Here is a 15,454-nt window from a genome sequence, read left to right on the forward strand (position 1 = left end):
AGAAAAACGCCCTGAAGGCGTTTAGCGCTGGAGTGGCCGCCCTGCTTTCCCCCTTTCAAGATCCCCCTGCTTGGGCCTTCGCCCGCGCAGCAAAAGCCATGCTATCAACCCTCTTCCCTTTTGTCAACACCCCCCAGGTGGCGGATTTCCTCGATGAAGCGCTCCACCGAGTCAAACTCCCGGTAGACGGAGGCAAAGCGGATGTAGGCCACCTGGTCCAGGTCCCGCAGAAAGGCCATGGCCTTGAGGCCGATCTCCTCCGAGGAGATCTCGGGCCCCGCCACCTGGTCCTCAAAGGTATAGGCGAAGTGCCTAAGGGTCTCCTGGCTCACGGGACGCTTTTCGCAGGCCAGCAGGAGGCCCCTTAGGAGCTTGTCCGGGTTGAAGGGCTCCCGCCGACCGTCCCGCTTGATCACCATGAGGGGCTCCAGCTGGGCCCGCTCGTAGGTGGTAAAGCGGCGGCCACAGCCCGGGCACTCCCGGCGGCGGCGGATGGCCGCCCCCTCGTCGGAGGGGCGGGAGTCCACCACCCGGGTGTCGGAATGGCCGCAGTAAGGACACTTCATGGCACTTCCCGCAGAAGCTCGTAGATCTCGGAGGAGAGGGGAGGCTCGGGAAGCTGGACCTCCAGCACCACCCCGCGGATGCCCTCGGAAACCATAGAACCCAGGCCCAAGGCCGCCCGCACCAGGGCCTGGTCGTGTTCCTCCCCCACCGGGTCCCGAGACGGGATCACCCCGTTCACCCGCACCCCGGGGAAGGCCCGGCTCGCCCCCTCGATAAGCCCCTCCACCGCCCGGCGCACGGAGAGGGTGTGGGGCTCCATCCGGGCCGCAGGAGGCAGGACCACAGTGACGAAACCGCCCCCCGCCAGGTGGCGCAGGCCCTGCTGGAGAACGTAGAGGCTGGACTTCACGTCCTGGCTCATGAGGTCGTACCACTCCCCTTCCAGAAGCTCCACGAAGGGGGTTTTGCTCTCGGCAGTGGTCACGTGGACGATGCCGTCCAGGAGGCCAAAGAGCTCCTCCACCTTTTCGAAGGTGGCGGTCACGTCCAAAACCACGCTCATATCCCCCCGGATGGGGATGGCGGTGGCCCCCAGGGCCTCCACCTCCGAGGCCACGGAGGTGGCCAGCTCCACGTCGGGGTCCACGGCGATGACCGTGGCCCCGTTGCGCCCGTAGCCGTGGGCGATGGCACGGCCAAAACCCCGGCCCGCCCCGGTCACCATGACGATCCGCCCCGCAAGGCCCAAAAGGTCCCGTGACATCAGGCCCATTCTACGGGAAAATGAGGACATGGCCCGCATCCGCGTAGCCGAAGGGGATATCACCGAGTTCCAGGGGGACGCCATCGTCAACGCCGCCAACAACCACCTGAAGCTCGGGGCCGGGGTGGCAGGGGCCATCCTCAGGAAAGGGGGGCTCTCCATCCAGGAGGAATGCGACCGCATCGGCCCCATCCGGGTGGGCGAGGCGGCGGTCACGGGAGGGGGGAACCTGGGGGTGCGCTACGTGATCCACGCTGCCGTCCTGGGGGACGAGCCCGCAAGCCTAGAGAGCGTGCGCCAGGCCACCAGGAGCGCCCTGGAAAAGGCGGGGGAGCTGGGCCTCAAGACCGTGGCCTTCCCTCTCCTGGGCACCGGGGTGGGGGGGTTGCCTGTGGCGAAGGTGGCCCAGGCGATGCTGGAGGAGATCAAGAGGGCCCCGGACACCCTCGAGGTCACCCTCTACGGCTACCGCAAGGAGGACGCCGAGGCCATCCGGCAGGCGCTCTGAGGCCGAAACCCCTCGCCCCCTTGCCCAGCGGGGGCCCTGGGCACCCTTCCGCCAGCCCCCCCGGGGGCGGAGTCCCTGGGGGGTGGCCGGCGCCCCTCGGTAGCGGTGGCCCCGCCGGGGAAAGGAGAGGGGGCGCACCCATGGCCCTTTTGGGGCCCCCGTCGTGGCGCATATTACGCCTCGCTCCTCCCGCAAGGGGCGCGTCCCCCCTCCAGGGGGCGCAGGGGCACCTCGTGCCCCGTGGCCAGGAGGGTCTCTCCCTCCACCTCCAGCCGCAGCCGGGGGAGGGGATGGCGGGGGGGGCCGTAGACGGCCTTCCCCCCGAGGAGGGGGTCGAAGGCGCCGAAGTGGCAGGGGCAGCCCAGGAAGGGGCGCTTGTGGCGGAAGTTGTAGAGGAGGGAGCCCGCCTCGGGGTCGGGCACGTAGTTCAGGGTGCAGAACTGGTGGGTGCAGATACGGCTCAGGGCGATGTAGTGCTCTTCCCCTAGGGAAAGCCCCCCAGGGGCCGGTGCGGGAAGGCGCAGCAAAAAGGCCCGCAGGGGGCCCTGGGCAAGGGGATACTCGAAGGGCCGGGCCTCCCAGAGGCCGAGTTCCCCCCGCCGGACCACCGCCACCCGGGGGCCTTCCCGCCAGACCGGCTCCCCCGGACGGGGTCTCTCCCGCAGGCCCAGGTTGTACACCCGCACCCCGAACCAGAGGAAAAACCCCCCGGCCACCGCCACAGGCAGGTAGAAGACCAGGTCGCGCCGCCTGAGGTTCTTTTTACCGCCCCGCAAGCCCACCTCCCCTAGAGGCCCGCCAAGTACTCCAGGAGGGCCTCCAGCTCCTTCTCCCCAAGGGGCACGGGGGGCATGGTGCCCCGGCCCCTCAGGACGATCTCCCGCACCGCCTCCGGCACCCGCACCACGGGGTTGCCCCTAAGCCTGGGCCCCGACCCCCCCTGCGCCTCGGCCCCGTGGCAGGCGGCGCAATGGGCCTGGTACACGCTCCGGCCGTCCCCTCCCCCCTGGGCCCGGGCCCGGGCCATGGCCTGGAGGGCCGCCACCCGTCCAGGCTCACCCCCCGCTTCCCCGTACCGCTCCCAGGCGGCCACCGCCTCCTCCATCCGCCCCTCCTGGAAGTAGAGGTTGCCCAGAAAGAGCCAACCCTCTGCCGCCTGGGGGTCGGCGTGCTGGGCGATGCTCAGGAAGAGCTCCGCCTCCTCAGGCCTCCCCCCCAGGAAGAGAAGGATGCCCACCCGGCGCACCGCCTCCACGTTCCGGGGGTCCTGCTGCAGGACCTGGAGGTAGGCCTCCGCCGCCTGCTCGAAGACCTGAAGCTCGTAGGCCCGCCTGCCCCAGGCCAGGAGGTCCTCCACGGCCCCCGTGCGCCGGGCCTGGGTCTGGAGGTCCCTGAGCTCCCGGGCCTCGGCCCGCATGGTTACGGTGATCTCCCCTGGCAAGCGGGGTAGGGTGTGCTGCCAGAGAAAAACCCCCAAAAGGACCACCACCCCCAGGGCCAGGGCCACGGGAAAGGGGCGGAAGGAGAGGGGCTTGGGGGGGCGCCAGCCCTCCAGGGCCCTCTCCAGCTCCACCACCCGGGCCAGGGCCAGCTTCTTCTCCTCCCCCTCGGCAAGGCGGGCCTCTTCCTTCAAAACCTCNCTTCTTCTCCTCCCCCTCGGCAAGGCGGGCCTCTTCCTTCAAAACCTCCAGCTCCCTGAGCAGGTCCTCGCGCCTGGGCGGTTCCGGAAAGGGCTCCTTGGGGCCCAGAAGCGGCCTCAGGGCCAGGAAGAGGCCCAGAAGCAAAAGCGACAGGAAAAACAGCGTAGCCATCAGGTTTCCTGCTCCCTTAGGCGGCGCTCCGCCTCCTCCAGCACCTCCGGAGGAAGGGCCTTCTTGGGGCGGAAGTAACCCAAAAGGGCCAGGCCCAAAAGCCCCATCCCCAGGAAGGGAAGAACCCAAACCCAAAGGGTAATCCCCCGCCTCGGTGGCTCGTAGAGCACCCACTCCCCATAGCGCTCCACGAAAAAGGCCAGGATCTCCTCCCGGGTGCGGCCCTCCGCCAGCATCTCCGCGATGATGCGGCGCATCTCCACCGCCACCCCGGCGTTGGACTCCGCCGTGGACTCCCCCTGGCAGACCGGGCAGCGCAGCTCCCGGGCGATGGCGAACACCTCCGGGGAGAGGTCGGGGGGCGGTTCCCCCTGGGCCCACGCCCCCATCCCCAGGGCCAGGAGCAACCAGAGCCAAAACCTCACCGCAGCACCTCCTGCAGGTAGCGCTCCAGGGTAAAACGGTCGATGGCCCCCGCGTGCCGGACCATCACCCGGCCCTCCCCGTCGATGACGAAGGTCTCGGGCACCCCGTACATCCCGTAGTCCACCCCCACCCGGCCCCGGGGGTCGAAGACGCTGGGGAAGGTGAGGCCGAACTGGCCCACAAAGCGCAGGGCATCGGCCTCCCGGTCCTGGACGTTCACCCCCAGGAAGAGGACGCGGTCGCGGTAACGCCGCCAAGCCTCCTCCAGGACCGGGGCCTCCTCGTAGCAGGCGGGGAAGCACCAGCTGGCCCAGAAGTTGAGGAGGATGGGCCTTTGGCCCAGGTGGTCGGCCAGGCGCAGGGTTTCCCCCCACTCCCCCCGGTACGGGGGAAGGAGGGGTAGGGTGAAGTCCGGGGCGGGGCGGCGCTCCTGGGCCAAGACCGAGGGAAGCTCCCGGGGATCCCGCTGCATCCCCCAGAGGAACAGCCCCCCCAGGCCCAGGACCAGAAGCACCCAGAGCCAGCCCCTCAGGCTGTTCCCCACGGGAAGCATCACGCCGGGCTCACCCCCTTGGCCTCCTCCGGCCTCCTCACGGGCCAAAGGATGTACAGGGTTCCCAAGGCCATCAGCCCCCCGGCCACCCACATCCAGAAGACCATGGGGGTGACGATGAGCCGGATGGAAGCCCACTGGCCTTCCTCCCGGTCGAAGTCCATGAGGACGAAATAGAAGTCGTCCACGGGGGTGTAGAGCACCACCGGGGTGGCCAGGGGCCCCTGCATCTGGGGGTAGAAGTTGAGCCTGGGGTAGACGTCCCCGAAGCGGTCCGTGCGCAGGTGGGCCTCCACCGCGAACCGCCGCCCCTCGTCCCGGGCCCTGACCCCTAAGAACTCCATGCGCACGCCGGCCACCTCCCAGGCCTGCCCCCGGTAGAGGGTGCGCTCCTGCTCCAGGCGGTAGGCCTGGCTAAAGGCGATCCCCAGGGCCATGAGGGCCACGCCGAAGTGGACCACCAAGCTCCCCACCCGCCTGCGGTTTTCCAGGAAGCCCCAGGGGGAAAGGCCGGCCTTTAGGCGGGCCAGCACCCCCTCCCGGGCGAGGAGGAAGATGGCGGTCAGGTTGTAGAGGAAAAGGCCCACCGCCAGGGAGGCCCCTGGGGTGTAGCCCCGGAGGAGACCCACCAGGGTACCCAGGGCGAGGACCAGGAGGAGGAGGTAGAGGTTGCGGAAGACCTCGGCCCGGGTCCGGCGCCAGGGGAGGAGGGGGCCGATGCCCATGAGGAGGAGGAGGCCCACCCCGATGGGGATGGAGACCTGGTCGAAGAAGGGGGCCCCCACGCTCACCCTGGCCCCGGTGAAGGCCTCTACCAGAAGGGGGTAGAAGGTGCCGAAGAGAACCACCAGGGCCCAGCCGGAGAAGAAGAAAGCCCCCAGGAGCAAAGCCCCCTCCCGGGAGAGGAGCCGGAAAACCGCCGTGTCCCGCACCTCCCGGGCCACCTGCGACAGGAGGCCGAGGCCCAAGGCGGTGCTCACCAGGAAGAAGCCCAGGAAAGCTGGCCCCACCGGCCCCTCGGCGAAGGCGTGCACCGACATGATGATGCCGCTTCGGGTGATGAAGGTGCCGAGCACCGTGGCGGCGAAGGCTAGGGTGATAAAGGCGAAGTTCCAGACCTTGAAGGCCCCCCGGGTCTGCTGCACGATGGCCGTGTGCAGGAAAGCCGTGGCCATCAGCCAGGGCAGGAAGCTGGCGTTCTCCACCGGGTCCCAGCCCCAGTACCCACCCCAGCCCAGGACCTCATAGGCCCACCACATCCCCGCCACCTTGCCCGCCGTGAGGAAGCCCCAGGCGATGAGGGTCCACCAGCGGGTCTCCTCCACCCAGGTCTGGTAGCGCCGGGTGGCCATGGCCGCCACCGCGTAGGCGAAGGGGACGCTGAGCCCCACGAAGCCCAGGTACATGAGCACGGGGTGGACGGCCATCATCCAGTGGTTCTGCAGGAGGGGGTTGGGGCCTACCCCGTCCGCCGGGGGGTTGGGCAGGGTCTCGAAGGGGCTGGCGATGGTGGCCATGACCCCGAAGAAAAAGCTCTGCACCCCGAAGAGCACCGCCAGGACCACCGAGGCCCGCCAGGGGTCCAGGGCCTTGCGGCTGGCGAGCCAGGTGTAGAAGGTCTGGAGGAGCCCCCAGAGGAGGATGCTCCCCTCAAGGGCCGCCCAGGGAGTCACCAGGGTCACCCAGAGGGGATCCTGGGTGGAGTGGTTCCGGGCCACGTAGGCCAGGCTGAAGTCGTGGGTGAGGAGGGCCCACTCCAGGGCCAGGAAGGCCGCCAGGGCGGAGAGGAAGGCCGGGAGGACCAAAGCCCTAGCCCCCCGCAGGTAACGACCATCCCCCTGGAAGTAGGCCAGAAGGGCCAGCACCGCCCCCAGAAGGCTGAAGGCCAGGGTCAGGGTCACCCCCAGGTTGCCAAGGAGGGCTGGGTTCACCTCGCCTCCTGAAGCAGCCGGCGTACCTCCTCGGGGGTCCAACCCGCCTCAGGGGCCTGGTAGGCCTCGGAGTGCTTCACCAAGAGGTTGGTGCTCTGGAAGACCCCCCCTTGGAAACGCCCCTCCACCACCGCCCCCTGCCCCTCCCGGAACATCCCCGGCGGGGTGCCACGGTGGTAGACGGGCACCTCCTTGACCCCGTCGGTGAGGACAAAGCGGAGCTCCAGGGAGTCCCGGTCGTAGGCCACAGTGCCCTCCTTCACCAGCCCCCCCAGGCGCAGGGGGCGGTTCTGGTAGCGCGCCTCCTCCAGGAAGTACTCCGAGGGGGTGACGAAGTAGACCAGGTTCCGCCCCAGGCCGCCGAAGAGCATGTAGCCCAAGGCTCCCAGGATGATCAGGATGCCTAAGAGGTACTTCCTCCTCACCGCACCCTCCGGTAGCGCCAGAAGAGGTAGCCCAGGTAGCCGAAAATCGTGAGGTAGGTGAGGGCGTAGACCCAGATGACGAAGACCTCGCTCACGCTTCCTCCTTTCTCGCCTCGAGGCCCAAGGCCTCCGCCTCCTCCCCCCCGGCCTCCCGCTCCGCCAAAAAGCCCCGGAAGCGCACGAAGGCCAGGTAGAGGAGGGTGAAGATCAGCAGATTGAACATCAAGGCCTGGAACATCTCCGGGGCCATGTTGATGCGGCCGGTGGTCAAGTCAATGGACTGGGTCTGGTGCAGGCTGCGCCACCACTTTACCGACATGTAGCTGATGGGCACGTTGATGAAGCCGAGGATCCCCACCGCCGCCGCCGCCTTGCGGCGCAGCTCCGGGTCCTCGATGGCCCCCCGGAGGAGGAAGTAGCCCACGTAGACGGCAAAGAGGATGGCGGTGGTGGTGAGCCGGGGCTCCCAGGTCCAGTAGACCCCCCAGGTGGGCCGGGCCCAAAGCATCCCGGTGACCAGGGCCAGGCCCATGAAGACCAGACCGATCTCCGCGCTCGCCAGGGCCACCCGGTCGTGCTTGGGGTTCTGCCGGAAGAGGTAGAGGAGGGAGTAGAGAAAGGTGACGAAGAAGGCCAGGTACCCCAGCCAGGCCGTGGGCACGTGCAGGTACATGATGCGCACCAAAAAGCCCTGGTTCACGTCGGGGGGTGCGGTGAGGGCCACGTAAAGCCCTGCCGGCAGGAGGAATAGGCCTAGGCCCAAAAGCCCCCAGGTCAGGGCATCCGGACGGTGGGGTTTGCGGGCTTCCGTCATCGTCTGCCTCCTAGTTCCCTGAGGATCAGGATAGCCCAAGGCGGGGTTAGAAGTTTGTGCCCCCCTACCCCCACCCGCTATCCCTCCAGGATCACGGGGAAGAGGAGGGCGCTGGCGGTGAGGTAGACCACGTCGAAGACCAGGAGGAGCTGCCACCACGGGGCCACCTCCGCCAAGGGCAGCCCCTCCAAAAGCCCCGTGGTGGCCCGCACCGCGGCCAAGACCACCGGGACCACCAGGGAGAAAAGGAGCAGGGGCAAGAGCACCTCCCGGCCTCGGAGCCGGGCCAGGAGCCCCGCGTAGAAGGTGGCCACGCTGGTGTAGCCCAGGACCCCCAGGGCCAGGGTGAGAAAGAGGTAAAGCCCCCGCTCCAGGGGGAGGTAGAAGAGGCCTGCGGCCATGAGGAGGGCCAAGGCGGCCAGGGGCAGGAGGAGGAGCATCTGGAAGAGGAGCTTGCCGAAGTAAATCCACTCCTTGCTCCCCGGGGTGAGGAGGAGGTCGTCCAAGGTGCCCTCCTCCACCTCCAAGGCGAAGGCCCGGGTAGCAAGGAGGGTGCTGCCAAAGGCCAGGGCCACCCAGAGGACGCCGGGGGCCGCTTGGCGCAGGGGCCCCTCGTCCGGTCCCAGGGCCAGGGCCATGATGAAGAGCATCACCGCAAAGAAGGCCAGCACGGAGAGGAGGCCGGCGCGGTCCCGGACCTCCAGGCGCAGGTCCCTCAGGGCCAGGAGGAAGACCTTCCGCAAAGGCCCCAGGGCCTGCACCCCTCCCCTCGGCCCTGCGGGGGGCCTGTCCAAGGGGGGGCGGGAAGCCTTCACGCCCCCTCCAGCTCCAGGGCGCGGTCGGCCACCGCCAGGGCCAGGCCCCGGTCGTGGGTGGCCAGGACCACCCCCGCCTCCTGACGGGCCTCCCCCAGGAGGGCGGTGAGGAGGTCCCGCCCCTCCCGGTCCAGGGCGGTTTCCGGCTCGTCCAGAAGCCAGAGGTCGGGCCGGAGGAGGTGGAGGCGGGCCAGGGCCAGGCGCTTCCGCATGCCGCTGGAAAAGGCGGCGAGGGGAAGGTCCTCGGGTAGGCGGAAGCGGCGGAGGGCCTCCCGCCAGTCCCCCTCACGGCCGTGGAAGGCCAGGTCGTAGAGGAGGTGCTCCCGGGCGGTGAGGTGGCGGTGGAAGGCCGGAGGGTTGGGGAGGAAAAGGGCCTGCCCTTCCCGGACCACCCGTCCCCGGGTGGGTTTCAAAAGCCCCGCCATGAGGCGCAGGAGGGTGGTCTTGCCCGAACCGTTGGGGCCCAGGAGGGCCACCACCTCTCCCTTTTCCAGGCGGAAGGAGAGGTTACGGAACACCCAGTCCCGGCCGAAGCGCTTGCCGATGGCCTCGAGGCGGACCAGCATCCTACTCAGTCTAGGGGAGGGGCACGGGACAGGCGTCCCGGCCCGGGGCTAGAGGTAGCGCTGCAACCACTCCGGGGTGATGCGGATGAAGAAGGCGTTCAGGGCGGTCCAGCTATCCGTGAGGAGGAGCGCCCCCACCAGGAGGAGGACCACCCCCGCAAGCCGCTCCACATAGTGGGAAAGCCGGCCCGCCCGGCGGATCCAGTCCCTAACCCGGTCGGCGAAGAGGGCCACCAGGAGGAAGGGCACCGCCAACCCCAGGATGTAGGCCAGGAGGAAGCCCACCCCACCCCCTACCGCGGTGAGGGTGAGGATGGCCCCCAGGATGGGGCCGATGCAAGGGGTCCAGCCCAGGCCCAGGGTGGCCCCGAAGAGGAGGGCCCCCAGGGGGCGGGCCGTCTCCCCCTGGTAGCGGAGGTTCACCCCCCACTTGGGCCTCAGGCCCAGGAGGTAGAGGCCCAGGAGGATCAGGATACCTCCCCCCACCCGGGCCAGGGTCTGGCGGTGCTCGAAGAGAAGCCCCCCCAGGAGGGTGAAGGGCAGGCCCAGGAAGAAGAACACGGCCCCGAAGCCCAGGACGAAGAACAGGGCGTTGAAGAAGGGCCTTCCCCGCTCCCCCCCCAGGTAGAAGAGGTAGGCGGGCACGAGGGGGAGAACGCAGGGGGAGAGGAAGGAGAGGACCCCCGCCAAAAAGGCGGCACCGAGGGAAAGGGTCATGCCTCCATCCTAAGGCAGGGTGAGCCAGGGGAAGCGGCGGGCGGTCTCGGGGTCCAGGTCCAGAAGCTCCCGGGCGGGCATGCGGATCTGGGGCAGGGTATCCTGGTTGATGGGGTCGTCCAGGTCGGTGATCCCGTTCATGTAGAGGAGCCAGGCCACCAGGTGGTAGACCTCCTCGTCGGTGAGGGTGCCCGGGTCCCCGAAGGGCATGGCCCGGCGGATGTAGTCGAAGAGGGTGGTGGCGTAGGGCCAGTAGTTGCCGATGGCGTACTCCGCGGGCTCCATCTCCGGGGTGATGGGGAAGGGTTCGGAGACCAGGCGGTTGAAGGGGTAGCCCTCCCCGGTAGCCCCGTGGCAGGAGGCGCACCTCGCCTGGTAGATGCGCTCCCCCTCAGCCACCCGCCCCTCCCCGGGGGGCAGGCCCCGGCCGTCGGGGAGGACGATGGGGCGGAGGTCGTAGGCGGCCACCGCCTCCTCCGTCAAAGGGGGGCCCAGGCCGTAGCGGGCCGCCAGGGCGGTGAGGGCCAGGGCCAGGAGGGGGAGGGCCAGGAGCCTAAACATCCAGCACCTCCCCGCCACACCCCCCGGCGGTGGCCGGAGGCAGGCTGGCCCCCTCCAGGGGCCGGTCCCCGTTCACCACCCGGCCGTCGGGCAGGATGCGCCAGGCCTGGATGGCGTTGTAGTGGTAGCGGTTGTTCCGGCCCCAGCGCCGGAAGAACTCCTCCCGGGTGGGCTGGGTGTGCCCCTTCTCGTCCCAGGCCCGGCTCCACAGGACCACCTCCCTCCCGTCCCAGTACCAGGGGAGCTTGAAGCGCACGAAGGCCAGGGGTTCCACGGGGCCCTCCAGGGCCGCCCGCCGCCAGGAGCGCCCCTCGTCGAAGGAGACCTCCACCCGGCGCACCCGGCCGAAGCCGCTCCAGGCGAGGCCCCGGATCTCGTGGAAGCCGGGCTGGATCCGCTGGAGGCCCGAGGGGTAGGTGAGGATGGACTGGGGCTCCATGATCCAGGTGAAGGCCAGAACCCGGCCGTCGGCCATAAGGTCGGTGTACTCGCTGGTCTCGTCCTTGGCCATGGCGGGCAGGTCGGTGACCAGGATGCGCCTTAGCCACTTCACCTGGATGGACCCCTCCCAGCCCGGCACCACCAGGCGCACGGGGTAGCCCTGCTCGGGCCGGAGGGCCTCCCCGTTTTGCCCGTAGGCCACCAGCACGTCCTCCATCCCCTTCTCCAGGGGCAGGGAACGGGTGTAGGCCGCGGGGTCCATCCCCTCGGGGATGAGCCACCTGGCCCCGGGCTTCACCCCCGCCTCCTTGAGGAGGAGGGCCAGGGGCACCCCCGTCCAGCTGGCGTTGGAGGCCAGGCCGCGGCTGCGGGTGGCGGTGAGCTCGGGGTCCGGGGGGTTGCGGTAGCCGTTTTGCCCGTTGCCCGCGCACTCGATGAAGTAGGTGCGGGTCACGGAGGGGAAGCGCTTCAGGTCCTCCAAGGTGAAGGCCAGGGGACGCTCCACCATGCCGTGGATCACCAGGCGGTAGTGTTCCGGGTCCACCTGGGGGGCCCCGGCGTGGTGCCGCTCGAAGAAGAGGCCGTTGGGGGTGAGGACCCCGTCCAGCTTTTCCAGGGGGGCGAAGCTCGCCCCCGAGTGCCGGGTGCGCAGGCCCGGGGAGATGTAGCGGATCACCTCCTCCTCGAAGGGGCTCCGGGTCCCGTACTCCTGCAAGGGGGTTCCTAGGCCCCGCAAGGGGGCGAAGGTCTCCTCCCGCCAAGGGCTCCCCTGGGCCTTGGCCTTGAGGAGGCCCAGAAGGCTCCCCGCCCCTATGAGCCGGAAAAATTTTCTCCTATCCATCTACCCTCCCAAGGTATCCTTCTGCCCGAAGGGAAACCCCCGCCCCGAGAAGGGCGGGGGCCTGGGGGCCTCAGGCGGGCCCGAACATGGTGCTCCAGATGCCCAAGGCCCAACCCATAGCCGCCTCACTGTTGGCGGAGGAACGCTGGTTGTCCACGTTGGCCTGCTGGGTGAGGCGGCGGGCAGCCTCGTCCCAGCCGTGCTGGTGGGCCACCCAGATGGCCTCCTCGGAGTTCACGTAGGAGTAGCAGATGTTGCTGGGGAACTCCAGGGTGACGGCGGTGGCCGCCTTGCCCTGGAGGCGCTCAGCGATCTGCCGGGCCACGATGGTCCCGGAAACGTGGGCCACGTGGCCGCTCTTGGGGTAGGGCACGTTGCCGATGATGTCCCCCAGCAGGTAGACCCGGTCGTCCCGCTCGGAGTGGAAGTAGGGGATGGCGGCGTTGGCCCAGCGCTCCCCCAGGCCCGCCTGGCGCACCAGGTCGCTGGCCTTCATGGGGGGGACGATGTTGGCCAGGGCGAAGGGGTACTCGTCGAACTCCGTCTTCACCACCTTGCGCTCGTAGTCCACCGCCTTCACCTCGGCCCGGGGGATGTACTCCAGGTAGTCCTTGTAGAGGTCGTTGTAGGCCGCCAGGAAGCCCGGCCCCTTGGAGATGGGGCCCTCGTTGGCGTCCAGGACGATGACCTTGCCCTTAACCCCCTTGCTCTTAAGCCGCCAGGCCAGCACCGCCGCCCGCTCGTAGGGCCCCGGGGGGCAGCGGTAGGGGGGCCTGGGGATGGAGAGGACCAGCTCCCCGCCCTCCTCCTCGAAGCGGTCGATCATCCGCCGCAGGGCCACGTGTTCGAAGGGCTTGAAGGCCACGGGCATGAGGGCCTTCACCTCCGCGTAGCCCTCGATGGCCTCGTACATGTACTCGATCCCCGGGGCCAGGACCAGGAAGTCGTAGGCCAGGTAGCCCCCGGTGGTGCGCACCAGGCGGCGGTCGCGGTTGATCTCCAAGACCCGGTCCTGGACGAAGATCACCCCGTCCTTGACCACGTTGGTGTAGTCGAAGACCAGGAACTCCAGGGGCTTGATCCCCGCCAGGAACAGGTTGGAGATGGGGCAGGACATGAAGTAGCCCCGCTGCTCCACCAGGACCACCTCGGCGTTCACCCCCAGCTGGACCAGCTGCCGGGCCGCGGTGACCCCGCCCCAGCCGCCCCCCACCACCACCACCCGGGGCCTGCGGGTGCGGGGGAGAAGGGTGGGGGGGGAGGCGTAGAACTCCCGGGCGAAGCCCTGGCCCAAGGCCCCGGCCGCCGCAAGGACGGCCCCCTGCTTCAGCACCTGTCGCCGGTTGACCTTCTGCATGCTCCCTCCTCTAGGGGCCAGGCCGGTAGGGCTCGGCCCCCAGGCCCTCCAGGACCTCCGCCATAACCGCCCTGGCCTCTTGCAGCATTGTAACCGCCCTCGAGCCCACGACCCCGGGCATGATGGTCATGAGCAGGGGCTCGATGGCCCCCACCAGCACGTCCTCCCCCACCTGCAGGGCGAAGAAGCGGCAGGGGGCGGCGAAGCCCCCCAGGGGCTGGGCGGTAAACATGACCCAGGCCCACTCGCTCTTGCAGGGCATGATCACCGTCGCCGGGCCCACCTGGAGGTGGGGCAGGACGATGAGCCCCCGGTCCGCCAGGTCCGACTCCACCAGGAGGACCACCTCCTCCACCTCGGCCCCGGGCACCCGGTAGAGGAGGGCGGGGAGCATCCCCCCCTGGGGGTCGGGGAGGGCCGCGGGGGAGAGCCGGCGCACCAGGCCGAGCCGGCCCAAGGCCGCCTCCAGCCGCCAGGTGAGGGCCTGGACCCGTCCCTCGTAGACCCCCAGCATGCCGAAGAGGAGGCGGCCGTCCAGGGTGCCCACCAGGAAACGGTCCCCCTCCCCGGTGAGGAAGACCGTGGGGGGAAGGAGGATGGCCGCCATGGGGTTCCGGGCCACAGCGGCTACGCTGCCCCCTTCCGGGGCCAGGACGATGAGGCGGTACTCGGGGAAGGTGGGGTCGTGCACCTGGCGCACCTGCTCCCCCAGATTGGTCCGCAGGGCCACCCTCAACCCCACCGCCTCCAGGGCCGCCAGGGTCCTGGCCTCCACCTCTTCCAAGGAACCCCGAACCTCCACCACCAGGGCCTGGCCCAGGGCCAAGCCCAGAACAACGCCTAAGGCCCAAAGCCTCCTCATGCCTCCTCCACCTCCAAACCGGCGTCCAGCCAACCCTTGAAGCCGTGGGCGATGTTCTTGGCGTTCTTGTACCCCAAAGCCTGCAGGAAAGCGGCCACCACCATGGACACGCTCCCCGAGTTGCAGTAGACCAGGATGAGCTCCTCCTTGTCCTGGGGCAGGACCTCGAGGCGCGCGGGCACCTCCGCGGCGTAAAGGTGAACGGAACCGGGAATGTAGCCCCGGCGGCGCTCCTCCTCCGTGCGCACGTCCAGGATCAGGGGCTCGAAGAGCATGAGGTCGCGGGCCTCCGTGGGGTGGACCAGGTAGCCCGCGGGGGGCACGCGCCTGAGGAACTCCCCGAAGGCCCGGACCCAGTCCCCCTCCCCCTGGGCCCGGGCGGCCAGGGGGAGGAGGGGCAGGAGGGCCAAAAGGTCGCGGCGGCGCATCCTCACCTCGTGAAGTAGGGGAGCTCCTGGAAATGGTGCCCCCTCCGGCCCGCCTCCGCCAGGATGTAGGTGGTGAGGGCGATGTAGGGCTCGGAGTAGTACTCGGGGGCGGGGATGCCGATGGAGTCGTAGCAGAAGGCGATGCGGTCCTGCATGGTGTAGAGCTTGTCCGCCTCGAAGCGGTAGGCGGGCCACTCGTTGCCCAGGCCCTGCTCGGGGCTGCGCAAGGGGGAGAGGCGCACCCTACGGCCCGCGTACTGGCCGTGGCAGGCGGCGCAGTGCATGTCCCGGCTCCCGGCCCGGTGCCACCAGAGCTCCCGGCCCAGGTTGTACATGGCGAGCTCGGCGGGGTGCTTGGGCTCCACCTGGATCCGGGCCCCCGAGGAGAAGGAGGCGATGTAGGCCACCAGGGCCCGCACCTCGTCCCGGGAGATCTGCTCGGGCCGGAAGCCCTGGACCCGCTGCATGCAGCTGTGGATGCGGGTCTCCAGATCCTCCACCCGCCGCGTGTCGGGGAAGTACTTGGGGAGGATGGCGTAGACCCCCTCCAGCACCCCCGGCCCCTTGCCGAAGTCGCACCCCTCCAGGGTCTTCCCGGAAGGCCCCCTGCGGAAGAAGAGGTCCTTCCCCTCCTCCACGTAGAGCTCCCCGGGGAGGATGCCGAAGGTCTCCAGGTACATCTGCCGCTGGCGCATGGCCTCCTCGAAGGGGTCCAGGGGGGTCTGGCCCTGGGTGCGGGCGAACCAGGACCCCACAAGGAGCAGGAAGGCGAAGGGCAAAAGCGTCCAAAGGCGCCTCACGATCTCACCTCCTCAGGTCCCGGTTCACCGGGGAGTCGGGGTGGAGGAGGAAGGCCACGATGTGGGCCGCCTCCTCCGGGGTGAAGTAGCCGTTCACCCCGCCCCGGTACATGAGGGAGCAGGGGAAGTAGGCCCAGGCGTTGTAGACCACCTCGTAGACGAAGCGCTGCACCGCCTCGTCGGTGCCCCGCACCCCGTAGCCCCGCAGGTCCGGCCCCACGGTGCCGTAGGCCACCTCCTGGGGGTCGCCGGAGTGGCAGGCGTAGCAGTTGCCCCGCCGGGGGTCGGTGAAGATCTCCTCCCCTTTGCGCCAGTCCCCCATGAGGCG

19 protein-coding genes and 1 pseudogene are annotated in these 15,454 nt (G+C 69.5%); 1 reads left to right on the plus strand and 19 read right to left on the minus strand.

Going from position 1 to position 15,454, the window contains the following annotated elements; genetic code table 11:
- Window positions 1-104: 104 nt before the first annotated feature.
- Window positions 105-566, minus strand: coding sequence for a transcriptional regulator NrdR (gene nrdR, locus ETP66_RS11135; protein WP_130842666.1), 462 nt, complete (start codon window positions 564-566; stop codon window positions 105-107).
- Window positions 563-1,270, minus strand: coding sequence for an SDR family NAD(P)-dependent oxidoreductase (locus ETP66_RS11140; protein WP_130842667.1), 708 nt, complete (start codon window positions 1,268-1,270; stop codon window positions 563-565). Before ETP66_RS11140 ends, nrdR begins: the two co-directional genes overlap by 4 nt.
- A gap of 28 nt (window positions 1,271-1,298) precedes the next feature.
- On the opposite strand from ETP66_RS11140, the gene ETP66_RS11145 reads away from it, so the two are divergent.
- Window positions 1,299-1,778, plus strand: a complete 480-nt coding sequence (locus ETP66_RS11145) for a macro domain-containing protein (RefSeq protein WP_130842668.1) — start codon at window positions 1,299-1,301, stop codon at window positions 1,776-1,778.
- A 173-nt stretch (window positions 1,779-1,951) separates the two neighbouring features.
- Here ETP66_RS11145 and ETP66_RS11150 read toward each other — a convergent pair whose 3' ends face one another.
- From ETP66_RS11150 to soxX, 17 genes and pseudogenes are all read right to left on the minus strand, one after another.
- Window positions 1,952-2,554 (minus strand): Rieske 2Fe-2S domain-containing protein, encoded by a 603-nt coding sequence (locus tag ETP66_RS11150; protein ID WP_130842669.1) that lies wholly within the window; start codon window positions 2,552-2,554, stop codon window positions 1,952-1,954.
- A gap of 11 nt (window positions 2,555-2,565) precedes the next feature.
- Window positions 2,566-3,592 (minus strand): annotated as a pseudogene (locus tag ETP66_RS11155) (c-type cytochrome).
- Complete coding sequence (locus tag ETP66_RS11160; protein ID WP_130842681.1) at window positions 3,589-3,978, minus strand: cytochrome c-type biogenesis protein; 390 nt, start codon at window positions 3,976-3,978, stop codon at window positions 3,589-3,591. The pseudogene ETP66_RS11155 and the gene ETP66_RS11160 overlap by 4 nt, the downstream one beginning before the upstream one ends.
- Before the next feature lie 32 nt (window positions 3,979-4,010).
- A complete protein-coding gene (locus ETP66_RS11165; RefSeq protein WP_130842682.1) occupies window positions 4,011-4,547 on the minus strand; it encodes a TlpA family protein disulfide reductase in 537 nt (178 codons plus the stop codon).
- A 20-nt stretch (window positions 4,548-4,567) separates the two neighbouring features.
- Window positions 4,568-6,499 (minus strand): heme lyase CcmF/NrfE family subunit, encoded by a 1,932-nt coding sequence (locus tag ETP66_RS11170; protein WP_130842670.1) that lies wholly within the window; start codon window positions 6,497-6,499, stop codon window positions 4,568-4,570.
- A complete protein-coding gene (gene ccmE / locus ETP66_RS11175) occupies window positions 6,496-6,924 on the minus strand; it encodes a cytochrome c maturation protein CcmE (RefSeq protein WP_130842671.1) in 429 nt (142 codons plus the stop codon). Before ccmE ends, ETP66_RS11170 begins: the two co-directional genes overlap by 4 nt.
- A gap of 91 nt (window positions 6,925-7,015) precedes the next feature.
- Window positions 7,016-7,738: a cytochrome c biogenesis protein CcsA gene (gene ccsA, locus ETP66_RS11180; protein ID WP_130842672.1), complete on the minus strand. Its 723-nt coding sequence runs from the start codon at window positions 7,736-7,738 to the stop codon at window positions 7,016-7,018.
- Between the two features lie 77 nt (window positions 7,739-7,815).
- Window positions 7,816-8,481 (minus strand): heme exporter protein CcmB, encoded by a 666-nt coding sequence (locus ETP66_RS11185; RefSeq protein ID WP_130842683.1) that lies wholly within the window; start codon window positions 8,479-8,481, stop codon window positions 7,816-7,818.
- Window positions 8,482-8,549: 68 nt separating this feature from the next.
- Window positions 8,550-9,119, minus strand: a complete 570-nt coding sequence (locus ETP66_RS11190) for an ABC transporter ATP-binding protein (RefSeq protein WP_130842673.1) — start codon at window positions 9,117-9,119, stop codon at window positions 8,550-8,552.
- Between the two features lie 48 nt (window positions 9,120-9,167).
- Window positions 9,168-9,836, minus strand: coding sequence for a cytochrome c biogenesis protein CcdA (gene ccdA / locus ETP66_RS11195; RefSeq protein WP_130842674.1), 669 nt, complete (start codon window positions 9,834-9,836; stop codon window positions 9,168-9,170).
- Window positions 9,837-9,845: 9 nt separating this feature from the next.
- The gene (locus ETP66_RS11200; RefSeq protein ID WP_130842675.1) at window positions 9,846-10,397 is read right to left on the minus strand and encodes a c-type cytochrome; all 552 of its coding nucleotides are present in this window, start codon (window positions 10,395-10,397) and stop codon (window positions 9,846-9,848) included.
- Window positions 10,390-11,679: a sulfite dehydrogenase gene (soxC, locus tag ETP66_RS11205; RefSeq protein WP_130842676.1), complete on the minus strand. Its 1,290-nt coding sequence runs from the start codon at window positions 11,677-11,679 to the stop codon at window positions 10,390-10,392. The genes ETP66_RS11200 and soxC overlap by 8 nt, the downstream gene beginning before the upstream one ends.
- A 70-nt stretch (window positions 11,680-11,749) precedes the next feature.
- Window positions 11,750-13,036, minus strand: a complete 1,287-nt coding sequence (locus tag ETP66_RS11210; RefSeq protein ID WP_130842677.1) for an FAD-dependent oxidoreductase — start codon at window positions 13,034-13,036, stop codon at window positions 11,750-11,752.
- A gap of 10 nt (window positions 13,037-13,046) precedes the next feature.
- The gene (locus ETP66_RS11215; RefSeq protein WP_130842678.1) at window positions 13,047-13,898 is read right to left on the minus strand and encodes a DUF302 domain-containing protein; all 852 of its coding nucleotides are present in this window, start codon (window positions 13,896-13,898) and stop codon (window positions 13,047-13,049) included.
- Window positions 13,895-14,326 (minus strand): rhodanese-like domain-containing protein, encoded by a 432-nt coding sequence (locus ETP66_RS11220; RefSeq protein WP_130842679.1) that lies wholly within the window; start codon window positions 14,324-14,326, stop codon window positions 13,895-13,897. The genes ETP66_RS11215 and ETP66_RS11220 overlap by 4 nt, the downstream gene beginning before the upstream one ends.
- Window positions 14,327-14,328: 2 nt before the next feature.
- Window positions 14,329-15,126: a sulfur oxidation c-type cytochrome SoxA gene (soxA, locus tag ETP66_RS11225; RefSeq protein ID WP_430731888.1), complete on the minus strand. Its 798-nt coding sequence runs from the start codon at window positions 15,124-15,126 to the stop codon at window positions 14,329-14,331.
- Between the two features lie 4 nt (window positions 15,127-15,130).
- A partial coding sequence (soxX, locus tag ETP66_RS11230) for a sulfur oxidation c-type cytochrome SoxX (RefSeq protein WP_130842680.1) occupies window positions 15,131-15,454 on the minus strand: 324 nt, incomplete at its 5' end.

Origin of the sequence: Thermus thermamylovorans (genome assembly GCF_004307015.1) — a bacterium.
GTDB classification, from domain to species: Bacteria; Deinococcota; Deinococci; order Deinococcales; family Thermaceae; genus Thermus; species Thermus thermamylovorans.

Coding starts and splice junctions, on each gene's coding strand:
- nrdR (WP_130842666.1), bottom strand. CDS start 566: ATGAAGTGTCCTTACTGCGGCCATTCCGACACCCGGGTGGTGGACTCC.
- ETP66_RS11140 (WP_130842667.1), bottom strand. CDS start 1,270: ATGTCACGGGACCTTTTGGGCCTTGCGGGGCGGATCGTCATGGTGACC.
- ETP66_RS11145 (WP_130842668.1), top strand. CDS start 1,299: ATGGCCCGCATCCGCGTAGCCGAAGGGGATATCACCGAGTTCCAGGGG.
- ETP66_RS11160 (WP_130842681.1), bottom strand. CDS start 3,978: ATGGGGGCGTGGGCCCAGGGGGAACCGCCCCCCGACCTCTCCCCGGAG.
- ccsA (WP_130842672.1), bottom strand. CDS start 7,738: ATGACGGAAGCCCGCAAACCCCACCGTCCGGATGCCCTGACCTGGGGG.
- ETP66_RS11190 (WP_130842673.1), bottom strand. CDS start 9,119: ATGCTGGTCCGCCTCGAGGCCATCGGCAAGCGCTTCGGCCGGGACTGG.
- ccdA (WP_130842674.1), bottom strand. CDS start 9,836: ATGACCCTTTCCCTCGGTGCCGCCTTTTTGGCGGGGGTCCTCTCCTTC.
- ETP66_RS11200 (WP_130842675.1), bottom strand. CDS start 10,397: ATGTTTAGGCTCCTGGCCCTCCCCCTCCTGGCCCTGGCCCTCACCGCC.
- soxC (WP_130842676.1), bottom strand. CDS start 11,679: ATGGATAGGAGAAAATTTTTCCGGCTCATAGGGGCGGGGAGCCTTCTG.
- ETP66_RS11210 (WP_130842677.1), bottom strand. CDS start 13,036: ATGCAGAAGGTCAACCGGCGACAGGTGCTGAAGCAGGGGGCCGTCCTT.
- ETP66_RS11215 (WP_130842678.1), bottom strand. CDS start 13,898: ATGAGGAGGCTTTGGGCCTTAGGCGTTGTTCTGGGCTTGGCCCTGGGC.
- ETP66_RS11220 (WP_130842679.1), bottom strand. CDS start 14,326: ATGCGCCGCCGCGACCTTTTGGCCCTCCTGCCCCTCCTCCCCCTGGCC.